Source organism: Rhodococcus sp. T7 (assembly GCF_009872365.1).
Lineage (GTDB): Bacteria > Actinomycetota > Actinomycetes > Mycobacteriales > Mycobacteriaceae > Rhodococcus_F.
In genome coordinates this window covers 51,751-72,635 of sequence record NZ_WXYH01000187.1, presented here as the reverse complement: position 1 = coordinate 72,635, position 20,885 = coordinate 51,751, and the positions used below count along the sequence as shown (strand labels likewise).

The 20,885-nt window shown below is 69.4% G+C and carries 18 protein-coding genes; 17 read left to right on the top strand and 1 reads right to left on the bottom strand.

What is annotated here, in order from left to right:
* Window positions 1-51: 51 nt before the first annotated feature.
* From alaS to aroB, 8 genes are all read left to right on the top strand, one after another.
* Window positions 52-2,724 carry an alanine--tRNA ligase gene (gene alaS / locus MLGJGCBP_RS18800; RefSeq protein ID WP_160097545.1) on the top strand — a complete coding sequence of 891 codons (2,673 nt, stop codon included), beginning with the start codon at window positions 52-54 and terminating at the stop codon, window positions 2,722-2,724.
* A 2-nt stretch (window positions 2,725-2,726) separates the two neighbouring features.
* Window positions 2,727-3,263: a Holliday junction resolvase RuvX gene (gene ruvX / locus MLGJGCBP_RS18795; protein ID WP_072942164.1), complete on the top strand. Its 537-nt coding sequence runs from the start codon at window positions 2,727-2,729 to the stop codon at window positions 3,261-3,263.
* Complete coding sequence (locus tag MLGJGCBP_RS18790; protein WP_160097544.1) at window positions 3,260-5,041, top strand: endolytic transglycosylase MltG; 1,782 nt, start codon at window positions 3,260-3,262, stop codon at window positions 5,039-5,041. Before ruvX ends, MLGJGCBP_RS18790 begins: the two co-directional genes overlap by 4 nt.
* Complete coding sequence (locus tag MLGJGCBP_RS18785; RefSeq protein WP_160097543.1) at window positions 5,031-5,858, top strand: shikimate dehydrogenase; 828 nt, start codon at window positions 5,031-5,033, stop codon at window positions 5,856-5,858. Before MLGJGCBP_RS18790 ends, MLGJGCBP_RS18785 begins: the two co-directional genes overlap by 11 nt.
* A gap of 91 nt (window positions 5,859-5,949) precedes the next feature.
* Window positions 5,950-6,555, top strand: coding sequence for a prepilin peptidase (locus MLGJGCBP_RS18780; protein ID WP_160097542.1), 606 nt, complete (start codon window positions 5,950-5,952; stop codon window positions 6,553-6,555).
* A gap of 77 nt (window positions 6,556-6,632) precedes the next feature.
* Window positions 6,633-7,820, top strand: a complete 1,188-nt coding sequence (gene aroC, locus MLGJGCBP_RS18775) for a chorismate synthase (RefSeq protein WP_087555934.1) — start codon at window positions 6,633-6,635, stop codon at window positions 7,818-7,820.
* 38 nt (window positions 7,821-7,858) lie between these two features.
* On the top strand, window positions 7,859-8,365 hold the full coding sequence (locus MLGJGCBP_RS18770) for a shikimate kinase (protein ID WP_160097541.1): 507 nt from the start codon (window positions 7,859-7,861) through the stop codon (window positions 8,363-8,365).
* A 65-nt stretch (window positions 8,366-8,430) separates the two neighbouring features.
* Entirely contained in the window at window positions 8,431-9,543 is a 1,113-nt protein-coding gene (gene aroB, locus MLGJGCBP_RS18765; protein ID WP_087556005.1) for a 3-dehydroquinate synthase, read from the top strand.
* Window positions 9,544-9,630: 87 nt separating this feature from the next.
* On the opposite strand, the gene MLGJGCBP_RS18760 is transcribed toward aroB, so the two are convergent.
* Window positions 9,631-10,377, bottom strand: a complete 747-nt coding sequence (locus MLGJGCBP_RS18760) for a B-4DMT family transporter (RefSeq protein WP_087555936.1) — start codon at window positions 10,375-10,377, stop codon at window positions 9,631-9,633.
* A gap of 136 nt (window positions 10,378-10,513) precedes the next feature.
* On the opposite strand from MLGJGCBP_RS18760, the gene MLGJGCBP_RS18755 reads away from it, so the two are divergent.
* From MLGJGCBP_RS18755 to carB, 9 genes are all read left to right on the top strand, one after another.
* Window positions 10,514-11,617: an aminopeptidase P family protein gene (locus MLGJGCBP_RS18755; RefSeq protein ID WP_087555937.1), complete on the top strand. Its 1,104-nt coding sequence runs from the start codon at window positions 10,514-10,516 to the stop codon at window positions 11,615-11,617.
* Between the two features lie 34 nt (window positions 11,618-11,651).
* Window positions 11,652-12,215, top strand: a complete 564-nt coding sequence (efp, locus tag MLGJGCBP_RS18750; protein ID WP_005241702.1) for an elongation factor P — start codon at window positions 11,652-11,654, stop codon at window positions 12,213-12,215.
* Complete coding sequence (nusB, locus tag MLGJGCBP_RS18745; RefSeq protein WP_160097540.1) at window positions 12,216-12,725, top strand: transcription antitermination factor NusB; 510 nt, start codon at window positions 12,216-12,218, stop codon at window positions 12,723-12,725.
* 140 nt (window positions 12,726-12,865) lie between these two features.
* A complete protein-coding gene (pyrR, locus tag MLGJGCBP_RS18740) occupies window positions 12,866-13,495 on the top strand; it encodes a bifunctional pyr operon transcriptional regulator/uracil phosphoribosyltransferase PyrR (RefSeq protein WP_087555939.1) in 630 nt (209 codons plus the stop codon).
* Window positions 13,496-14,440, top strand: coding sequence for an aspartate carbamoyltransferase catalytic subunit (locus tag MLGJGCBP_RS18735; RefSeq protein ID WP_160097539.1), 945 nt, complete (start codon window positions 13,496-13,498; stop codon window positions 14,438-14,440).
* Complete coding sequence (locus tag MLGJGCBP_RS18730) at window positions 14,437-15,780, top strand: dihydroorotase (protein ID WP_160097538.1); 1,344 nt, start codon at window positions 14,437-14,439, stop codon at window positions 15,778-15,780. Before MLGJGCBP_RS18735 ends, MLGJGCBP_RS18730 begins: the two co-directional genes overlap by 4 nt.
* Entirely contained in the window at window positions 15,777-16,343 is a 567-nt protein-coding gene (locus tag MLGJGCBP_RS18725) for a PH-like domain-containing protein (protein WP_087555941.1), read from the top strand. The genes MLGJGCBP_RS18730 and MLGJGCBP_RS18725 overlap by 4 nt, the downstream gene beginning before the upstream one ends.
* The gene (gene carA / locus MLGJGCBP_RS18720; RefSeq protein ID WP_160097537.1) at window positions 16,340-17,500 is read left to right on the top strand and encodes a glutamine-hydrolyzing carbamoyl-phosphate synthase small subunit; all 1,161 of its coding nucleotides are present in this window, start codon (window positions 16,340-16,342) and stop codon (window positions 17,498-17,500) included. Before MLGJGCBP_RS18725 ends, carA begins: the two co-directional genes overlap by 4 nt.
* The gene (carB, locus tag MLGJGCBP_RS18715; protein ID WP_160097536.1) at window positions 17,500-20,868 is read left to right on the top strand and encodes a carbamoyl-phosphate synthase large subunit; all 3,369 of its coding nucleotides are present in this window, start codon (window positions 17,500-17,502) and stop codon (window positions 20,866-20,868) included. The genes carA and carB overlap by 1 nt, the downstream gene beginning before the upstream one ends.
* Window positions 20,869-20,885 lie beyond the last annotated feature (17 nt).

The following is a 20,885-nucleotide window of genomic DNA, read 5'->3' as shown; positions in this document are numbered from 1 at the left end:
GCCACCCGGCGACCGTAGTTGCCCTCGAGACAGACAATAAGGATCACTGACGTGCAGACCCACGAGATTCGCCGGCGCTTCCTCGACCATTTCGTCAAGGCGGCCCACACCGAGGTACCCAGCGCCTCGCTGATTCTCGACGATCCGAACCTGCTGTTCGTCAACGCCGGAATGGTGCAGTTCGTGCCGTTCTTCCTCGGCCAGCAGACTCCGCCGTACCCGAGGGCGACCAGTGTCCAGAAGTGCGTGCGCACCCTCGACATCGAAAATGTGGGCATCACCACACGGCACAACACGTTCTTCCAGATGGCCGGCAACTTCTCCTTCGGCGACTACTTCAAGCGCGACGCGATCAAGCACGCGTGGTCGCTGCTGACCTCCGGTGTCGACGACGGCGGCTACGGGTTCGATCCCGAGCGGATCTGGGTGACGGTCTACCTCGACGACGACGAGGCGCGCGACATCTGGCGCGACGAGGTCGGCGTCCCCGAGACGCGGATCCAGCGCCGCGGCATGGCCGACAACTACTGGTCCATGGGCATCCCCGGCCCCTGCGGCCCGTGCTCGGAGATCTACTTCGACCGCGGCCCCGAATTCGGTCGGGAAGGCGGCCCGGAGGCCGACGAGGACCGCTACATCGAGATCTGGAATCTCGTGTTCATGCAGAACGAGCGCGGTCTCGGCGTCAGCAAGGACAACTTCGAAATCCTCGGACCGCTGCCGAAGCAGAACATCGACACCGGCATGGGCGTCGAGCGCGTCGCCTTCCTGCTGCAGGGCGTCGACAACGTGTACGAGACGGATCTCGTGCGCCCGGTCATCGCGAAGGCCGAGGAACTGTCGGGCCGCAAGTACGGCGTCGACCACGACGACGACGTGCGGTTCCGGGTGATCGCCGACCACGCGCGCACCGCCGCGATGCTCATCGCCGACGGCGTGAACCCCGGCAACGACGGCCGCGGCTACGTTCTGCGCCGCCTGCTGCGGCGCATCGTCCGCTCCGCGAAGCTGCTCGGCGCAGACAAGCCCAGCATGCGGGAGTTCATCACCGTCGTCCGCGACACGATGGCGCCGTCCTACCCCGTCCTCGCCACCGACTTCGGCCGCATCGAGACGGTCGCCGTGGGGGAGGAGACCGCGTTCCTCAAGACCCTCACGTCCGGTTCCAAGCTGTTCGAAGGCGCCGCCGAATCGGTGAAGGCGTCCGGCAAGTCGACGATCGGCGGCGAACAGGCGTTCGCGCTGCACGACACGTACGGCTTCCCGATCGACCTGACCCTGGAGATGGCGGCCGAGGCCGGTCTGACCGTCGACGAGGAGGGCTTCCGCACGCTGATGGCCGAACAGCGGCAGCGCGCGAAGGACGACGCCCAGGCCCGCAAACACGCGCACGCCGACCTGACCGTCTACAAGGAACTCCTCGACCGCGGACCCACCGAGTTCACCGGATTCCACGAATTGGTCTCCGAGGCACACGTTCTCGCCCTGATCTCGCAGGGGCAGCGCGTCCCCGTCGCGACGGTGGGCCAGGACGTCGAGGTCATCCTCGACCGCAGCCCCCTGTACGCGGAGGCGGGTGGCCAGATCGCCGACCTCGGCACCCTCACCGGTCCGGGGCTGCGGGTGAAGGTCAACGACGTCCAGAAGATCGCCAAGAAGCTATGGGTCCACAAGGTCACCGTGCAGGAGGGGCAGATCACCGAGGGCGACGTCGTGCTCGCACAGGTCGACGCCGCGTGGCGCAAGGGCGCCACCCAGGGCCACTCCGGCACGCACATGGTGCACGCCGCGCTGCGACAGGTGCTCGGCCCCAACGCCGTTCAGGCGGGCTCGCTGAACAAGCCGGGCTACCTGCGTTTCGACTTCTCCTGGCAGGGCGCGCTGACGGAAGCGCAGAAGCAGGACATCGAGGTCGTCGCGAACGAAGCGGTGGCCGCCGACTACTCCGTGAACACGTTCGTCACCGACCTCGACAAGGCGAAGGCGATGGGCGCGATGGCGTTGTTCGGCGAGAACTACGGCGACGAGGTGCGGGTCGTCGAGATCGGCGGACCGTTCTCGATGGAGCTGTGTGGTGGAACCCACGTGGGCAGCTCCTCGCAGATCGGCAACGTCACCCTGCTCGGTGAGCAGTCCGTCGGCTCCGGCGTGCGCCGCGTCGAGGCCTACGTCGGGCTCGACTCGTACCGCTACCTGGCCAAGGAACGGGCGCTGCTCGCCGGGCTGTCGTCGTCGCTGAAGGTGCCCTCGGAAGAGGTGCCCGGCCGCGTCGAGGCGCTGGTGGAGCGACTTCGGGTGGCGGAGAAGGAACTCGAACAGTCCCGCGCGCAAGCGGTTCTCGCGTCGGCGGGCACCTTCGTCGACAAGGCCCAGCGGGTCGGGCCGGTGCTGCTGGTCGCGGATTCCGCCCCGGCCGGTGTCGGTGGAAACGACCTGCGCGGACTCGTGACGGACATCCGCGGCCGGTTCGGCACCCAGCCCGCCGTGGTCGTACTGCTCGGTGACGTCGACGGCAAGGTGCCGTTCGTGGTCGCCGTGAGCAAGGCCGCCCAGGAACTCGGCCTGTCGGCCGGCGACCTCGTGAAGGAATTCGGTCCGAAGATCGGCGGCCGCGGCGGCGGAAAGGCCGACATGGCGCAGGGTTCCGGCTCGGACACCAGCGGAATTGCGGCCGCCCTCGACGCGGTCCGGGCGCAAGTCGCAGACAAGGTGGGGAGCCAGTAGCGGTGGATCACGCGGAACAGGGTCCGGATCGACCGGGAGTCGACGACCCTGGGCGTGGTCGGCGTATCGGCATCGATGTCGGCAGTGTCCGCATCGGTGTCGCGTCGAGCGACCCCGACGGGATCCTCGCCACCCCCGTGGAGACGGTGCCCCGGTCCAAGGAACGCGGGCCCGACGCGCCGGACATCCGGCGCATTGCCGACATTGTCGAGGAATACGAGGCGGTGGAGGTTATCGTCGGTCTGCCGCAGACCCTGCGGGGTGAACGGGGAAAAGCCGCCTCGATCGCTACTGTGTTCGCGAAGCGATTGCGAAGGAAGGTCGACCCGATACCGGTGCGGATGGCGGACGAACGTCTGACGACCGTCACTGCCGCACGGGCGCTTCGCGAGAGCGGTGTCAGTGCGAGGGGCCAGCGTCCTGTGATCGACCAGGCTGCGGCGGTGGCGATCTTGCAGGGATGGTTGGACGAGCGGAGCAGGTCGGTGAATGCAGGGGATTCAGGTGGGGACGTGCAGCTACCGGAGGCAGGCCAGTGAGCAATCACCGCCGCCGCCCCGCAGGTGAGCGACCCGACTTCGAGTACATCCCCCGCGAACCCCGACGGCACCGCTACCTCGAAGAGGACGACGACGAGATCGGCTACACGCCGACCCCCGACGACGACCTCGTCACCACCGGCCGCCACGCCGTGGTGTACGACGAACCGCACTTCGACGAGCGGGATTACGACGAACGGCACGTCGAGGAACCGCACTTCGCCGAACCGCACCTCGAGGAACCACAGCGCCACGAACCGCAGCGTCACGAACCGCATCGCGATTACGCGGAGCCGCGGTACGAACCGCGCTACGAGCAGCCCTACGACACCGAGTCCGTGTATGAGGACGGATACGGTCCCCGCTCCTACGGCGACGCCCGCGCATACCGGGAGCCGCCGGCCGACGACCATCCGTATGTGGACGACTACGTCGACGATTCGGACGACGCCCAGGCCTACCCCGAGGACGGCTACGACCGTCCGCAAGCGGACGTCGCGTTCGCGGAGGCCGAGACGCAGATCATCTCGGCGATTCCCGAGGAGATCCCGCCCACGGCGATTCCCGAGGAGATCCCGCCCACCCGCGCCGCTGCCCGCACGCAGGCTCGCAGGCGCAAACAGGCCAGGGGACGCGCACGCCGGGGCAAGGTGTTCGGCGTCCTCGCCGCTGCGACGGTCCTGATCGTGCTGGTCGGTGTCGTGTTCGTCGGCGGCAAGTTGTTCTTCGGTGGGTCCGACGCTCCCGCGGACTACGCCGGACCCGGTGGTCCCGAAGTGGTCGTGCAGGTCCATCCGGGCGACACCGCGGAGGAGATCGCCACCACCCTGGCGGACCGCGACGTCGTCGCCAGCGGATCAGCGTTCTTCAACGCCGCGGTCCAGAGCAATGCCATGAACTCGGTGCAACCCGGTTTCTACAGCCTTTCCACCCAGATTCCGGCGGACGACGCCGTGCAGGAACTGGTCGACCCCGCCTCCCGTGTCGGTCAGATGATCATCTCCGAGGGCAGGCAACTCCACGACACCACCGACGTGCAGACCGGCGCCAAGAAGAAGGGGATCTACACGCTGATCTCCGAGGCCAGCTGCCTGGGTGACGCCGGTCAGCAGAAGTGCATCAGCTACGACGACCTCAACGCCGCCGGTGCGGGCGACCTGACCGCGCTCGGCGTGCCCGACTGGGCGAAGGACTCGGTCGCGGGTGTTCCGGACCGGGACCGCCAGCTCGAGGGCCTGATCGCTGCGGGCAGTTGGGATTTCGATCCGACCGCCGGTCCGGCCGCCATTCTGCAGCGGCTGGTGTCCGAGAGTTCCGCGAGCTACGAGAAGACCGGGATCCTCACCGCGGGCAACCAGGTCGGTCTCACGCCGTACAAGATGCTGGTCGCGGCGTCGCTGGTGGAACGTGAGGCGATGCCCGACGACTTCTCGAAGGTCGCCCGCGTCATCCTCAACCGGCTCGCCGTCAACCAGGCGCTGCAGTTCGACTCCACCGTCAACTACGCGCTGGACACCACCGAACTGGCCACCACCGACGCCGACCGCGCGCAGGTGACACCCTGGAACACGTACGCCAGCCCCGGCCTGCCTGCGACGCCGATTTCGTCTCCGAGCATCGGGGCGCTCCAGGCGGTCGAACAGCCGGCGCCCGGCGACTGGATCTACTTCGTGACGGTCGATGCGAAGGGCACGACACTCTTCACGAAGAGCTACGACGAACACCTGGCCAACATCGACCAGGCTCTGAACAACGGGATTCTCAACAGTGGACGATGAGTTGGTGACTGCACGAAAAGCCGCGGTGCTGGGCAGTCCGATCGCGCATTCGCGATCACCGCAACTGCACCTCGCGGCGTACCGGGCGCTCGGTCTCACCGGGTGGACGTACGACCGCATCGAGTGCGACGGGGAGCGACTCCCCGGGCTGGTGTCCGGGCTCGGCCCGGAATGGGTCGGTCTGTCCGTCACGATGCCGGGCAAGATCGCCGCGCTCGAATTCGCGTCCGAGCGCACCGACCGGGCCGTCGCGATCGGCTCCGCGAACACCCTGGTCCGCATCGAGGGCGGGTGGCGTGCCGACTGCACCGACGTGGACGGGGTCAGCGGCGCGCTCACTGCGGGCGGTGTCGGTGCCATCGCGGGCGCCGAGGCGGTCGTCGTCGGCGCCGGGGGAACGGCCAGGCCCGCGCTCGTCGCGCTCGCCGACCTGGGCGTGAAATCCGTGACCGTCGTGGCCCGCGACGCGGGTCGCGCGGCGGGTGCGCTGGGGTGCGCGGAATCGGTGGGGCTCGACGTCCGGTTGCTGGGCTTCGACAGCCCCGAACTCGGTGCCCGGTGCGCCGCGGCCGCCGCACTCGTCAGCACCGTTCCGTCCGCTGCGATCACCGACTACGCGGACGTTCTCGGCCGGGCCCCGTTCGTGCTCGACGCGATCTACGACCCGTGGCCGACCCCACTGGCGGCCGCGGTCGAGGCGGCCGGGGGAACGGTCGTCGGTGGTCTGTCGATGCTGCTGCACCAGGCGTTCGGGCAAGTCGAGCAGTTTACCGGCCGCCCGGCGCCGCGCGAGGCGATGGCGGCCGCTCTGGGCTAGTTGTCCACAGGCCCGGCCGCCGTCCACAGGGCGATCGTTCGCGCAGGTCGCGGCGCGGGGTCCGGGTGTCCGGTCCCGCACGCTGGTCGGCATGTGGTGGCTGATCGTGACGAGTGTGGTGGCCGGTGCGGGTGCGGGACGGTGTGCGCGCCTCACCGCAGACCGGTATGTGGGCCCGGTGGGGCCGGGCTGGTGCGAGGCGGTGTGCGCTGTCGGCGTGGCCGTCACGGTCTGGGCCGACTCCGGCCGCAACCCGGTGTGGATACTGCCGGGTGCGCTGGCGTTCTGGTGGTGGTGTGCGAGTCTCGCCGCGACCGACCTGTGTGCGCGGAGGCTGCCGAACCTGCTGACGCTGCCCGGGTTCCTGGTGATCGTCGCCTTCGGTGTCGCGACCGGCAACGCGTCCGCCGCCGTGATCGGCGGTGTCCTGCTGGCGGCGGCCTATCTCGCCCTGTATCTCGGGGCACCCGGAGCGATCGGTGCGGGCGACGTGAAACTCGCGCTCGGGGTCGGCGCGGCCGCCGGGCTGGCCGGGGGAGAGGCCTGGGTGTTCGCTGCCGCGCTCGCACCGGCACTGACCGCACTCGCGGGCTGCGTCGTCCTCGTCGTCCGGCGCTCGCCGCCGCCGCCGCTCCCGCACGGCCCCGCCATGTGTGCCGCGACGCTGGTGGCGCTGTTCGCCGGGCACGTCACCTGACCGAGTCCGCACCCTGCGCGCGCGCCCCGAGAGGACCACCGTCACTGCCGGACGCGGCGACATGGAAAGATATTGGCGTGCTGCGCTGGATAACTGCCGGAGAATCCCATGGTCCCGCCCTCGTCGCGATGCTCGAGGGGATGGTCGCGGGCGTCGAAGTGACGTCCGAGGACATTTCGACCCAACTCGCGCGACGCCGCCTCGGCTACGGCCGCGGTGCGCGGATGAAGTTCGAGGCCGACAAGGTCACCATCGTCGGTGGTGTCCGACACGGCCGGACGCTCGGCGGCCCGATCGCCGTCGAGGTGGGCAACACGGAGTGGCCCAAGTGGGAAACCATCATGTCCGCGGACCCGGTGGACGCCGACCTGCTCGCCGACCAGGCGCGGAACGCGCCGCTCACCCGTCCGCGCCCCGGTCACGCCGACTACTCGGGCATGCTCAAGTACGGGTTCGACGACGCCCGCCCCGTTCTCGAACGCGCGAGTGCGCGTGAGACGGCGGCCCGGGTCGCGGCCGCGACGTTCGCCCGGAGTTTCCTGCGCCAGGTGTTCGGCGTGGAGGTGCTGTCACACGTGATCTCGATCGGCGCGTCTGATCCGTACGTCGGGCCCGAACCCACCGCCTCCGACCTCGCGGCGATCGACGCCAGCCCGGTCCGCGCGTTCGACAAGGCCGCCGAGGAATCGATGATCGCCGAGATCGAGGCCGCCAAGCGTGACGGCGACACCCTCGGCGGTGTCGTCGAAGTCGTCATCCACGGTCTCCCGGTGGGTCTCGGATCGTTCATCAGCGGCGCGGACCGCCTCGACGCCCGTCTGGCGTCCGCCCTGATGGGAATCCAGGCCATCAAGGGCGTCGAGGTCGGCGACGGTTTCGAGACCGCGCGCCGGCGCGGCAGCCAGGCGCACGACGAGATGCGGCCCGGCCCGGACGGAATTCTGCGCTCGACCAACCGCGCCGGCGGTCTCGAGGGCGGCATGACCAACGGCGAGGCGCTCCGTGTGCGCGCGGCGATGAAGCCGATCTCCACGGTCCCGCGCGCCCTGGCCACCGTCGACATGTCGACCGGTGAGGAAGCCGTGGCCATTCACCAGCGGTCCGATGTGTGCGCGGTGCCCGCTGCCGGTGTCGTCGCCGAGGCGATGGTGGCGTTGGTCGTCGCCCAGGCCGCGCTCGAGAAGTTCGGTGGCGACTCGGTCGCCGAGACGGCCGCCAACTACGAGCGTTACGCATCGGGTGTCGCAGCCCGGCTCGCGCGATGACCAGCCCGTCTGCCGTCGCGCCGGGGCGGTGACGGGTGATGGCACCGAAAGCCGTGCTCGTCGGTCCGCCGGGAGCAGGTAAGTCCACGATCGGGCGGCGCCTCGCGCAGGCGCTGGACCTGTCGTTGTTCGACACCGACGTGGCCGTCGAGGAAGAGGCGGGGCGGACGATCGCCGATATCTTCGTCCAGGAGGGCGAACCCGCCTTCCGGGCCCTCGAGGAAGAGATCGTCCGGAAGGCCATCGAGAGCCACGAGGGGATCGTGTCGCTCGGCGGCGGGTCCATCCTCTCCGAGCGCACCCGGGAATTGTTGAAGGGCCACACCGTGATCTACCTCGAGATCAGCGTGGCGGAGGGGCTCAAGCGCACGGGAACCAACACCGCGCGCCCCCTCCTGTCCGGTGGCGACCCGCGCCAGGTGTACACCGAGTTGATGCGCAAGCGCCGACCGCTGTACCGGGAGGTGGCGTCCATCCGGATACGCACGGACGGGCGGAGTCCCGCCCGGGTGGTGCAGCAGCTGGTGGCGAAACTCGCCGAGTGATCGGCGACCCAGCGGAACCAAAGACGTCCGAGAACATCGGACAAGACGGAGCGGAGCAGCAGACAGTGACCGAACCGGTACGCGTACAGGTGCAGACGGCGAACCCCTACCCGGTCATCATCGGGCGCGGATTGCTCGGTGAGCTGGTGGACGAACTCACCGGCACGAGGACGGTGGCGATCTTCCACCAGCCGCCGCTGGCGGAGACGGCGGAGGCGGTGCGCGCGGCGCTCGCCGAGAAGGGGATCGATGCGCACCGCATCGAGATTCCGGACGCGGAAGACGGCAAGGATCTGGCCGTCGCCGGGTTCTGCTGGGAGGTCCTCGGCCGGATCGGCCTGACCCGCAGTGACGCCGTCGTCAGTCTGGGCGGCGGCGCGGCGACCGACCTCGCCGGGTTCGTCGCGGCGACGTGGATGCGCGGGGTCCGCGTGATCCATGTGCCCACGACATTGCTCGCGATGGTGGATGCGGCGGTCGGCGGCAAGACCGGCATCAACACCGAGGCCGGCAAGAACCTGGTGGGATCGTTCCACGAGCCGTCGGCGGTGCTGATCGACCTGGCGACGCTCGAGACGGTGCCCCGCAACGAGATCGTCGCGGGCATGGCGGAGGTCGTGAAGACCGGGTTCATCGCCGACCCCGTCATCCTGGAGCTCATCGAGAAGGATCCTGAGGCCGCGCTGGACCCGACGGGAACCGTTCTGCCCGAACTGATCCGGCGGTCCGTGGAGGTCAAGGCCAAGGTCGTGGCCGCCGACCTGCGGGAGTCGGATCTGCGGGAGATCCTCAACTACGGGCACACGCTCGGGCACGCGATCGAGCGGCGGGAGCGCTACCGCTGGCGTCACGGTGCGGCGGTCGCCGTCGGGCTCGTCTTCGCGGCCGAACTGGGGCGGCTGGCGGGACGCCTGGACGATGCGACGGCCGACCGGCACCGCACCATCCTGGAACTGGTGGGGCTTCCCACCACGTACGACGCGGACGCGTTCGGCCAGCTGGTCGAGGGAATGCAGACGGACAAGAAGAACCGGGCCGGCGTGCTGCGGTTCGTCGTGCTCGACGGGCTCGCGAAGCCCGGACGGCTCGAGGGCCCGGACCCGTCTCTGCTCGTCGCCGCGTACTCCGCGGTGGCCCGCGAGGCGACGCCGGGCGCCGGCGGTGCCGTCCTCCTGTGACGTAGGCCGAAGAAAGCAAGGACGCGGCGGTGTGAGCGAGCGCGCTCACACCGCCGCGTCGTGTGTCGGGTGGGGAAAGCCGAGCCGCTACTCGCCGCGCCGCTGGTCGTCCGTGGTCCGCTTCCCGAGATCGACCGGGTCCTGCCAGGTGGTGTCCCCGCCCTGCGGCTGATCGAGGTCGGATGTGTCCTCGCGGTAGTTGTGCACCGGTTCGAATACGGCCGTGTCGGCGTCGGAACCGGCGTACCCGGTGTCCGGGGTCTGCTCGTACGCCTGGCCCGGGTAGTTCTGGCCATACCCGTCGTCGTCGGCCACGGCTGCGGCTGCGGTTCCCCCCGCTGCGGCTCCTGCGGCCGCTCCGGCACCGTGCGCCGCCGGCCGGCGTTCGCCGCGGTCCTTCACCGTCTTCCTGGACTCCCGGCCGACGAAGAACCGGCCGAGGAACACGGCGAGCATCGCGGGGACGAAGATCAGCAGGACCGTGAACGCGGCCCCCGACGTGATCTCGAAGAAGAACGAGTTCTGGGTGACGTTGAGGTTCGGCACCAGGTTCGCCAGCCAGCTCCCCACCCCCGCGACGACTCCGCCGAGCAGGGCCGCCTTCAGCCACAGCATCGTCAGGTCGGCGCCGTCCTCCGGATCGGGGTTCCGGCGACGGTCCCGGATGCCGTCGATGCCGGCCCAGATCAGTGCCACGAACACCACGATCAGCAGTGCGAGCCATCTCAGAGCGGAACCCTGAAGCGGCCACTGTGTGATCGACACACCGAGGATCACACGAACGAAAACATGTATCAGGGCCATGCCGAGGCCGCGTACCACCCACGCATTCATGGGCACAGCGTAACGAGCGGGTTTTCGTCCGTGTGGCCTAACCCACACGGCGGCGGTCTGAAACCTGTTCTCGCCTGCGGGCGGGTGCCGTCGATCCGCGCCCTCCCGGCGGCGGATTGCCGGTACGTTTGACGACATGCCTGCTGATCATGGTTCGCGGCGCGCGGCGCTGCGCGCGGCCCTCGCCGCCCGGGATCTCGACGCACTTCTGGTGACGAATCTGGTGAACATCCGGTATCTCACCGGGTTCACCGGCTCCAATGCTGCGCTGCTCGTGCACGCGTCGGACGCCGTGGGCGCCGAGGAGCGCACCGTCATCTGCACCGACGGCCGCTACCTCACACAGGTCGGAGAACAGGTTCCCGATCTGCGTGCCGAGATCGCCCGCGCCAGCGCCGCCCACCTGATCGAATCGGTGGGGCGGCGGAGCCCGTCGTCGCTGGCGTTCGAAAGTCACGTCGTCACGGTGGACGAGTTCGCGGCCTGGTCGGTGCTCGCGCCGGACGCGCGGCTCGACCCCGTTCCAGGGCTCGTCGAGGAACTGCGGATGGTGAAAGACGACTTCGAGGTCGGACTGCTGCGCGCGGCGTGTGCGGCGGCCGACTCCGCGCTCGCCGAGCTGATCGAGCGTGGTGGTCTCCGCCCCGGACGCACCGAGAAGGAGGTGGGCCGGGAACTGGAGGCGCTGATGCTCGCGCACGGCGCCGACGGCATCTCGTTCGAGACCATCGTCGCGGCGGGTGCCCACTCGGCGATCCCGCACCACCGACCGACCGAGGCGGTGCTCGGCAGCGGCGACTTCGTGAAGCTGGACTTCGGGGCGGAGGTCGGCGGTTACCACTCGGACATGACCAGAACGTACGTCCTCGAGCAGGCCGCGGACTGGCAACGCGACGTATATGCGCTGGTCGCGCGGTCGCAGGAGGCCGGGCGGGACGCGCTGCGCCCGGGAGCCGAGGTGTCCGCGGTGGATGCCGCCGCCCGCCGGGTCATCGAGGACGCCGGTTACGGGGAGCTGTTCCTGCACGGCCTCGGACACGGCGTCGGCCTGGAGATCCACGAAGCTCCGGGAATCGGCAAGCTGGGCACCGGTACACTTCTGGACGGTGCGGCGGTGACCGTCGAGCCGGGCGTGTACTTCTCCGGGCGCGGAGGCGTGCGGATCGAGGACACGCTCGTGGTTCGTGAGCAGGGACCGGAACTGCTCACACTCACCACCAAAGACCTGACTGTCGTGTAGACGGTTTCGACCTTATCGAGGAGACGCGAAGCAAGTGGCTTCCACCAGTGATTTCAAGAACGGCCTGGTCCTGCAGATCGAAGGCCAGCTGTGGACGATTACCGAGTTCCAGCACGTGAAGCCCGGCAAGGGTCCCGCGTTCGTGCGCACCAAGTTGAAGAACGTGCTCTCGGGCAAGGTCGTCGACAAGACGTTCAACGCCGGCGTCAAGGTGGACACGGCCACGGTCGACCGCCGCGACATGACGTACCTGTACCACGACGGCACCGACTACATCTTCATGGACGGCGACACCTACGACCAGATCTCGATCAGCGAGGCCACCGTCGGCGACGGCGCCCGCTTCATGCTCGAGAACATGGCCGTGCAGGTCGCGACGCACGAGGACGTTCCGCTGTTTGTGGAACTGCCCGTCACCGTCGAACTGGTGGTCCAGCACACCGATCCCGGCCTGCAGGGCGACCGCTCCACCGGCGGCACCAAGCCCGCCACCCTCGAGACCGGCGCCGAGATCAACGTTCCGCTGTTCATCAACACCGGTGACAAGCTGAAGGTCGACTCCCGCGACGGCAACTACCTCGGGCGTGTGAATTCCTGAGTGTCCGGTACGCATAAGAAACTCGGCGCGCGGCACAAGGCCCGCAAACGTGCCGTCGATTTCCTCTTCGAGGCCGAGGCGCGAGATCTCGATCCGGTCGATCTCGCGACCGAGCGCGCCGAATTGTCCGGCGAGGACGATTCGGTGGCACCGGTCGCCCCGTACACCGTCACCGTGGTGACGGGTGTCGCGGAGAACCTGGACCGCCTCGACGAGGTGATCTCGTCCCACCTGCAGGACTGGACGCTCGAGCGGCTTCCCGCCGTCGACCGCGCCATCCTGCGCATCGCCGTGTGGGAGTTGTTCCACGCCACCGACGTGCCTCCGGTCGTGGCCGTGGACGAGGCGGTGGAGCTGGCCAAGCAGCTCTCCACCGACGAGTCGCCGGGTTTCGTCAACGGCATTCTCGGTCAGGTCGTGCTGGTGGCCCCGCAGGTGCGGTCGGCTGCGGCCGCGACGTCGCGGCGTGCCGAGACCGCCGGCGGCGAGTCGAACGACGCCCGCTCGTAAGTTCGTGTCCCGCTGCGGGCCCGCGTCGGCGGGTCCGCAGGTCAGGGGTCCGGGCCTGGCGCAGTCGACGCGCTGATAAGCTGTCCGCGTCAGGCATCCTTTAACGATCCGTCCAGTGAGGCGGAGAAGGAGGTCGTTGTATGCGCGTGCCCGAAGGGTCTCGCCCCGCCGGGGAACCGGCGGATTCAACACCAGAAGAGTCCCCGTCCGTCGAGCCCGCACGGGAGCTGCTGTCCGCGGCCGATGTGGGACGGACCATAGCGCGAATCGCGCACCAGATCATCGAGAAGACCGCGATCGACGCCGCCGACGGTGAAGCGCCGCGTGTCGTTCTGATCGGCATCCCGACCCGGGGCACGACGCTCGCCGCGCGGCTCGCCGGGAAGATCGAAGAGTTCTCCGGGGTGCGCCCACCGGTCGGCTCCCTCGACATCACCCTGTACCGCGACGATCTGCGCACCAAACCGCACCGCCCCCTCGAACGCACCTCGGTTCCCGAGGGTGGCGTCGACAACACCCTGGTCGTCCTCGTCGACGACGTGCTGTTCTCCGGCCGCACCGTCCGCTCCGCGCTCGACGCCCTCCGCGACCTCGGGCGGCCCCGCGCCGTCCAGCTGGCCGTCCTCGTCGACCGCGGCCACCGCGAGTTGCCGCTGCGCGCCGACTACGTGGGCAAGAACGTGCCCACCGCCCGCACCGAGGACGTCAAGGTGCTCCTGAGCGAACACGACGGCCGTGACGCGGTCATGATCTCCGGGGGGAAGAGCTAAGTGAAGCACCTGTTGTCGATCGCGGACCTGACACGGGAATCGGCAGTCGAACTTCTCGACGAGGCCGAACGCTTCGAACAGGCCCTCCTCGGGCGCGAGGTGCGCAAGCTCCCGACGCTGCGCGGCCGGACCGTGATGACCGTGTTCTTCGAGAACTCGACCCGCACCCGGGTGTCGTTCGAGGTCGCCGGGAAGTGGATGAGCGCGGACGTCATCAACGTCAGCGCGTCCAGTTCGTCGGTGTCGAAGGGCGAATCCCTCCGGGACACCGCGATGACGCTGCGCGCGGCAGGCGCCGACGCCCTGATCGTGCGGCACCCCGCGTCGGGTGCGGCCCACCAGATCGCGAGCTGGACCGGACGTCAGGACGACGGCGGACCCGCGGTCATCAACGCCGGTGACGGCACGCACGAACACCCCACCCAGGCGCTGCTCGACGCGCTCACGCTGCGTCAGCGGCTCGGCGACATCGACGGCAAACGCATCGCCATCGTCGGCGACATCCTGCACAGCCGGGTCGCGCGGTCGAACGCGCTGCTGCTGTCGATGCTCGGCGCCGAGGTCGTCCTCGTCGCGCCCCCCACGCTGCTCCCGGTCGGGGTGTCGTCGTGGCCGGTGTCGGTGGCGCATTCCCTCGACGCGGAGCTGCCCGGTCTCGACGCCGTCCTCATGCTGCGCGTACAGGCGGAACGGATGAACGGCGGGTTCTTCCCGTCCCAGCGGGAGTACTCGATCAATTACGGCCTGTCGGAGAAGCGGCTGGCGCTGCTTCCCGAGCACGCGGTGGTGCTGCACCCCGGTCCGATGCTGCGCGGCATGGAAATCGCCTCGGCGGTGGCCGATTCGTCGAGAACCGCCGTGCTGCAGCAGGTCACCAACGGTGTGCACATGCGGATGGCGGTGCTGTTCCGGCTGCTGGTCGGAGCGGAGGAAGTTGCGGGATGAGTGACAGTGCAGTGACAGGAGAGACAGTGCTCATCAAGAACGTGTTGCTGTACGGCGAGGGCGAGCCCACCGACGTTCTGCTCGGTGACCGCGTCATCGCCGCGATCGGTGCGGACGCGGGCACGGACGCCGCGCCCGACGCCGAGGTGATCGACGCGGCGGGGCAGATCCTGCTCCCCGGTTTCGTCGACTTGCACACCCACCTGCGGGAACCCGGCCGCGAGGACACCGAGACCATCGATTCCGGTTCCGCCGCCGCCGCGCTCGGCGGGTACACCGCGGTGTTCGCGATGGCCAACACCAGCCCGGTCGCCGACTCGGTGGTCGTCACCGACCACGTGTGGCGCCGCGGCCAGGAGGTCGGGCTCGTCGACGTGCATCCCGTCGGCGCCGTCACCGTCGGGCTCGAGGGCAAGCAGCTCGCCGAGATGGCCACGATGGCGTCGGGGACCGGCCGGGTGCGCATGTTCTCGGACGACGGCCACTGCGTCTACGACCCGCTGATCATGCGCCGGGCCCTCGAGTACTCGAGTTCGCTCGGGGTGCTCATCGCGCAGCACGCGGAGGAGCCGCGACTGACCGTCGGGGCGATCGCGCACGAAGGACCCACCGCCGCCCGGCTCGGGCTCGCCGGCTGGCCGCGCGCCGCCGAGGAGTCGATCGTCGCCCGCGACGCACTGCTCGCCCGCGACGCCGGGGCGCGGGTGCACATCTGCCACGCCTCCACCGCGGGCACCGTCGAACTGATGAAGTGGGCACGCGGACAAGGTATTTCGATCACCGCCGAGGTCACCCCGCACCACCTGCTGCTCGACGACTCCCGGCTCGAGACGTACGACGCCGTCAACAAGGTGAACCCGCCGCTGCGGGAGACGAGCGACGTCGCCGCGCTCCGGGCCGGACTGGCCGAGGGCACCATCGACTGTGTCGCGACCGACCACGCGCCGCACGCCGAGCAGGACAAGTGCTGCGAGTTCGCGGCCGCCCGCCCCGGCATGCTGGGGCTCGAGACCGCGCTGTCGATCGTCGTGCAGACGATGGTCCGCACCGGGCTGCTCGACTGGCGCGGCGTGGCCCGGGTGATGAGTGAGCGTCCGGCCGAGATCGTCGGACTCGACGACCAGGGTCGCCCGCTCGAGGTCGGCGAGCCCGCCAACCTCGTGCTGATCGATCCGGACGCCGAATGGACCGTCCACGGCCCCGATCTCGCCAGCGTCGCCCACAACACGCCGTACGAGTCGATGACTCTCCCGGCGCGGGTGACCACGACGATCCTGCGCGGCCGGATCACCGCGAGCGACGGCCGGGCCCGCGTCCGGGTGCGAAACGGCAGGGGATGACGGTGGAGAGAATTCTGTGGGTAGTCGGCCTCGTCGCGTTCTGGGCGCTGGCCATCTTCCTCATGTACATCGGCTGGCGCGGTCGCGCCCGGCGGCAGGCCGACCGGGTCGGGCAACTGCCCGGCGTGCCCGCGCACCTCGGCGCGCAGACGATCGCCCCGGCCACCGGACTGTACGTGGGCAGCACCCTCGCCCCCAGCTGGCAGGACCGGATCGCCGTCGGCGACCTCGGCTTCCGGGCGACGGGTGAGATCTCCCGCTACGAAACCGGGATCCTGCTCGAACGCGACGGGGCGTCGGCGATCTGGATCCCGCAAGACGCGGTCCGCGCCGTGCGCACCGAGCGCGGACTGGCGGGCAAGGTCATGAGCAAGGACGGCGTCCTGGTGATCCGGTGGGAGCTGCCGACCGGCACCGAGATCGACACCGGTTTCCGCAGCGACGACAAGTCCGTGTACCCGGCCTGGGTGGGCGCAGGGACACCGGACGGCAAGACAGACAGTGAAGATTCAGCGAATGCGGCGAGCTCTGGTGAGGTCGAGCAGAACGGAGAGAACGCATGAGCGGCTACGACACCGACTCTGCAGTACTGGTCCTCGAGGACGGACGGGTATTCCGGGGCACCACTTTCGGGGCCGTCGGCCAGACGCTCGGTGAGGCCGTCTTCAGCACCGGCATGACCGGCTACCAGGAGACGCTCACCGACCCCAGCTACCACCGCCAGATCGTCGTGGCCACCGCGCCGCAGATCGGCAACACCGGGTGGAACGACGAGGACGACGAATCCGTCGGCCCCACCGGCAGCAGCGCCGAGGCGAAGATCTGGGTCGCCGGGTACGTCGTCCGCGACCCCGCCCGCCGCACCTCCAGCTGGCGTGCCACCGGATCCCTGCAGGACGAACTCGTCAAGCAGGGCGTCGTCGGGATCGCCGGCATCGACACCCGGGCCCTGGTCCGCCACCTGCGCACCCGCGGCTCCATGCGCGCCGGCGTGTTCTCCGGCGACGCCCTCGCCGACACCGACGTGCTGCTCGACCGGGTGAAGGGCCAGCCGTCGATGCTCGGCGCGGACCTCGCCGGCGAGGTCAGCACCACCAGCGGGTACGTCGTCGAGCCGACCGGGGGAGACGCGCGCTTCACCGTCGCGGCCATCGACCTCGGCATCAAGACCAACACCCCGCGCATGTTCGCCGAGCGCGGCATCCGGGTGCACGTGCTGCCGTCCGACGCCACGCTCGCGCAGATCCTGGACCTGAAGGCCGATGGCGTCTTCCTCTCCAACGGCCCCGGCGACCCGGCGACCGCCGACGGCGCCGTGCACCTGACGAAGGAAGTCATCGGGCAGGGCCTGCCCCTGTTCGGCATCTGCTTCGGCAACCAGATTCTGGGGCGCGCCCTCGGTCTCGGCACGTACAAGATGAAGTTCGGTCACCGGGGCATCAACATCCCGGTTGTCGAACACGAGACGGGACGCATCGCGATCACCGCGCAGAACCACGGGTTCGCGCTGGAGGGGGAGGCCGGACAGGAGTTCGACACCCCGTTCGGCAAGGCCGTCGTCAGTCACACCTGCGCCAACGACGGTGCCGTCGAGGGGGTCCGCCTGCTCGACGGATCCGCCTTCTCGGTGCAATACCACCCCGAGGCCGCGGCGGGTCCGCACGACGCCGCGTACCTGTTCGACCGCTTCACCAGCCTGCTCGAGGGAGTCAAGAACTAATGCCACGCCGTACCGATCTCTCCCACATCCTGGTGATCGGCTCCGGGCCGATCGTCATCGGCCAGGCCTGTGAGTTCGACTACTCCGGAACCCAGGCCTGCCGGGTGCTGCGCGAGGAGGGCCTGCGGGTCAGCCTCGTCAACTCCAACCCGGCCACGATCATGACCGACCCCGAATTCGCGGACGCCACGTACGTGGAGCCGATCACCGCCGAATTCGTCGAGAAGGTCATCGCCCTCGAGGCCGAGAAGGGTCACCCGATCGACGCCGTCCTCGCGACGCTCGGCGGCCAGACGGCCCTGAACACCGCGGTGGCGCTGCACGAGCAGGGCATCCTCGAGAAGTACGACGTCGAGCTGATCGGCGCCGACTTCGACGCCATCCAGCGCGGTGAGGACCGGCAGAAGTTCAAGGACATCGTCGCCAAGGTCGGCGGCGAGTCGGCGCGCTCCCGCGTCTGCTACACGATGGACGAGGTCCGCGACACGGTCGCAGAACTGGGCTTCCCCGTCGTCGTGCGGCCGTCGTTCACGATGGGCGGCCTCGGCTCCGGCATGGCCTACGACGACGAGGACCTCACCCGGATCGCCGGCGGCGGCCTCGCGGCGTCCCCCACCGCCAACGTGCTGATCGAGGAGTCGATCCTCGGGTGGAAGGAATACGAACTCGAGCTGATGCGCGACGGCCGCGACAACGTCGTGATCGTGTGCTCGATCGAGAACGTCGACCCAGTCGGTGTGCACACCGGTGACTCGATCACCGTCGCCCCCGCCATGACGCTCACCGACCGTGAGTACCAGGCGATGCGCGATCTCTCCATCGACATCCTCCGCGAGGTCGGCGTCGACACCGGCGGCTGCAACATCCAGTTCGCGATGGACCCTGCCGACGGGCGCCTCGTCGTCATCGAGATGAACCCGCGCGTGTCCCGGTCCAGCGCGCTCGCGTCGAAGGCGACGGGCTTCCCGATCGCGAAGATCGCCGCGAAGCTCGCCATCGGTTACACGCTGGACGAGATCGTCAACGACATCACCAAGGAAACCCCGGCGTGCTTCGAGCCGACCCTCGACTACGTCGTGGTCAAGGCGCCCCGGTTCGCGTTCGAGAAGTTCCCCGGCGCGGACGACACCCTCACCACCACGATGAAGTCGGTCGGTGAGGCCATGTCGATCGGCCGCAACTTCACCGAGGCGTTCGGCAAGGTGCTGCGCTCCCTCGAGACCAAGCGGGCCGGGTACTGGACAGGTCCCGACGTGGAGGCCGCCGACCTCGACAGCCTCCTCGCGGAACTGAGCATCCCCCGCGACGGACGCGTGTACGGCATCGAGAAGGCGTTCGCGCTCGGCGCCACCGTCGAGCAGCTGTTCGACGCCACGAAGATCGACCCGTGGTTCCTCGACCAGATCCTGCAGATCCACGAACTCGGCGACACGCTGCGCGAGGCGCCCGAGGTGACCGAGCGGGTCCTGCGGCGCGCCAAGCACCACGGCCTGTCGGACCGGCAGATCGCGGCCCTGCGCCCCGAGATCGGTGGCGAGGACGCGGTCCGTGCGCTGCGTGAGAAGTGGGACGTCCACCCGGTCTACAAGACGGTCGACACCTGCGCCGCAGAGTTCGAGGCGAAGACGCCGTACCACTACTCGACGTACGAACTGGACCCGGCGGCCGAGTCCGAGGTGGCCCCGCAGACCGAGCGTCCGAAGGTCCTGATCCTCGGTTCCGGACCGAACCGCATCGGTCAGGGCATCGAGTTCGACTACTCCTGCGTGCACGCCGCCCTGACGCTGTCGGAGGCCGGCTACGAGACCGTGATGGTCAACTGCAACCCGGAGACCGTCTCCACCGACTACGACACGGCCGACCGGCTGTACTTCGAACCGCTCACGTTCGAGGACGTGCTCGAGGTGTACCGGGCGGAGTCGATCTCGGGCACCGTCGCCGGTGTGATCGTGCAGCTCGGCGGTCAGACCCCGCTGGGTCTGGCGAAGCGGCTGAAGGCGGCGGGGGTGCCGATCGTCGGCACCAGCCCCGAGGCGATCGACCTCGCGGAGGACCGCGGCGAGTTCGGGAAGGTACTGGTCGACGCCGGTCTGCCCGCTCCCAAGTTCGGCACCGCGACCACGTTCGCCGGGGCCCGCGACATCGCCGCCGGGATCGGATACCCGGTGCTGGTGCGGCCGTCGTACGTCCTCGGTGGCCGCGGCATGGAGATCGTGTACGACGAGGCGTCTCTCGAAAGCTACATCTCCCGCGCCACCGAGATCTCCGACGACCGGCCGGTGCTGGTCGACCGGTTCCTGGAAGACGCCATCGAGATCGACGTCGACGCGCTGTGCGACGGCACCGAGGTGTACCTCGGCGGCGTGATGGAGCACATCGAGGAGGCCGGTATCCACTCGGGCGACTCGGCCTGTGCGCTGCCACCGATCACCCTCGGCCGCGCCGACCTCGAGAACGTCCGCCGCTCCACGGAGGCGCTCGCCAAGGGCGTCGGCGTGAAGGGCCTGCTCAACGTCCAGTACGCCCTCAAGGACGACATCCTGTACGTCCTCGAGGCCAACCCCCGCGCCAGCCGCACCGTGCCGTTCGTGTCGAAGGCGACGGCCGTGCAGCTCGCGAAGGCGTGCGCCCGCGTCATGCTCGGCGAGTCCATCGCGAACCTGCGCACGAGCGGCGTGCTCCCGGCCACCGGCGACGGCGGCTGGACCCCGGCGGATGCGCCCGTCGCCGTCAAGGAGGCGGTGCTGCCGTTCAACCGGTTCCGCCGCGCCGACGGCACCGGGGTCGACACCCTGCTGAGCCCGGAGATGAAGTCGACCGGCGAGGTCATGGGCATCGACGCCGATTTCGGCACCGCGTTCGCGAAGAGCCAGACGGCCGCGTACGGTTCGCTGCCCACCTCGGGCTCGGTGTTCGTGTCGGTCGCCAACAAGGACAAGCGGTCGCTGATCTTCCCGGTCAAGCGGCTCGCCGACCTGGGCTTCCGGATCCTGGCCACCGAGGGCACCGCGGCCGTCCTCCGCCGCAACGGGATCACCTGCCAGGAGGTGCACAAGCACTCCGGCGAGAAGCTGGAGGCGGGGGAGCGCACCATCGTCGAGACGATCCGCGACGGTGAAGTCGACATGGTGATCAACACCCCGTACGGCAACTCCGGACCGCGTGTCGACGGCTACGAGATCCGCAGCGCGGCCGTCGCCACGAACATCCCGTGCGTCACCACCGTTCAGGGCGCGTCCGCCGCGGTGCAGGGCATCGAGGCAGCGATCCGCGGCGACATCGGCGTCCAGTCGCTCCAGGCGCTGCACGCGCGGCTGCGGTCGCCGGCCGTGGTCGTGGCCCCCGCGACCGGGGCCGTCTCGTCGTGAGCGGACACCATCATCAC

Coding starts and splice junctions, on each gene's coding strand:
- MLGJGCBP_RS18760 (WP_087555936.1), bottom strand. CDS start 10,377: ATGAATGCGTGGGTGGTACGCGGCCTCGGCATGGCCCTGATACATGTT.
- MLGJGCBP_RS18730 (WP_160097538.1), top strand. CDS start 14,437: ATGAGTGACAGTGCAGTGACAGGAGAGACAGTGCTCATCAAGAACGTG.
- carA (WP_160097537.1), top strand. CDS start 16,340: ATGAGCGGCTACGACACCGACTCTGCAGTACTGGTCCTCGAGGACGGA.
- MLGJGCBP_RS18770 (WP_160097541.1), top strand. CDS start 7,859: ATGGCACCGAAAGCCGTGCTCGTCGGTCCGCCGGGAGCAGGTAAGTCC.
- MLGJGCBP_RS18780 (WP_160097542.1), top strand. CDS start 5,950: ATGTGGTGGCTGATCGTGACGAGTGTGGTGGCCGGTGCGGGTGCGGGA.
- MLGJGCBP_RS18755 (WP_087555937.1), top strand. CDS start 10,514: ATGCCTGCTGATCATGGTTCGCGGCGCGCGGCGCTGCGCGCGGCCCTC.
- pyrR (WP_087555939.1), top strand. CDS start 12,866: ATGCGCGTGCCCGAAGGGTCTCGCCCCGCCGGGGAACCGGCGGATTCA.
- MLGJGCBP_RS18725 (WP_087555941.1), top strand. CDS start 15,777: ATGACGGTGGAGAGAATTCTGTGGGTAGTCGGCCTCGTCGCGTTCTGG.
- carB (WP_160097536.1), top strand. CDS start 17,500: ATGCCACGCCGTACCGATCTCTCCCACATCCTGGTGATCGGCTCCGGG.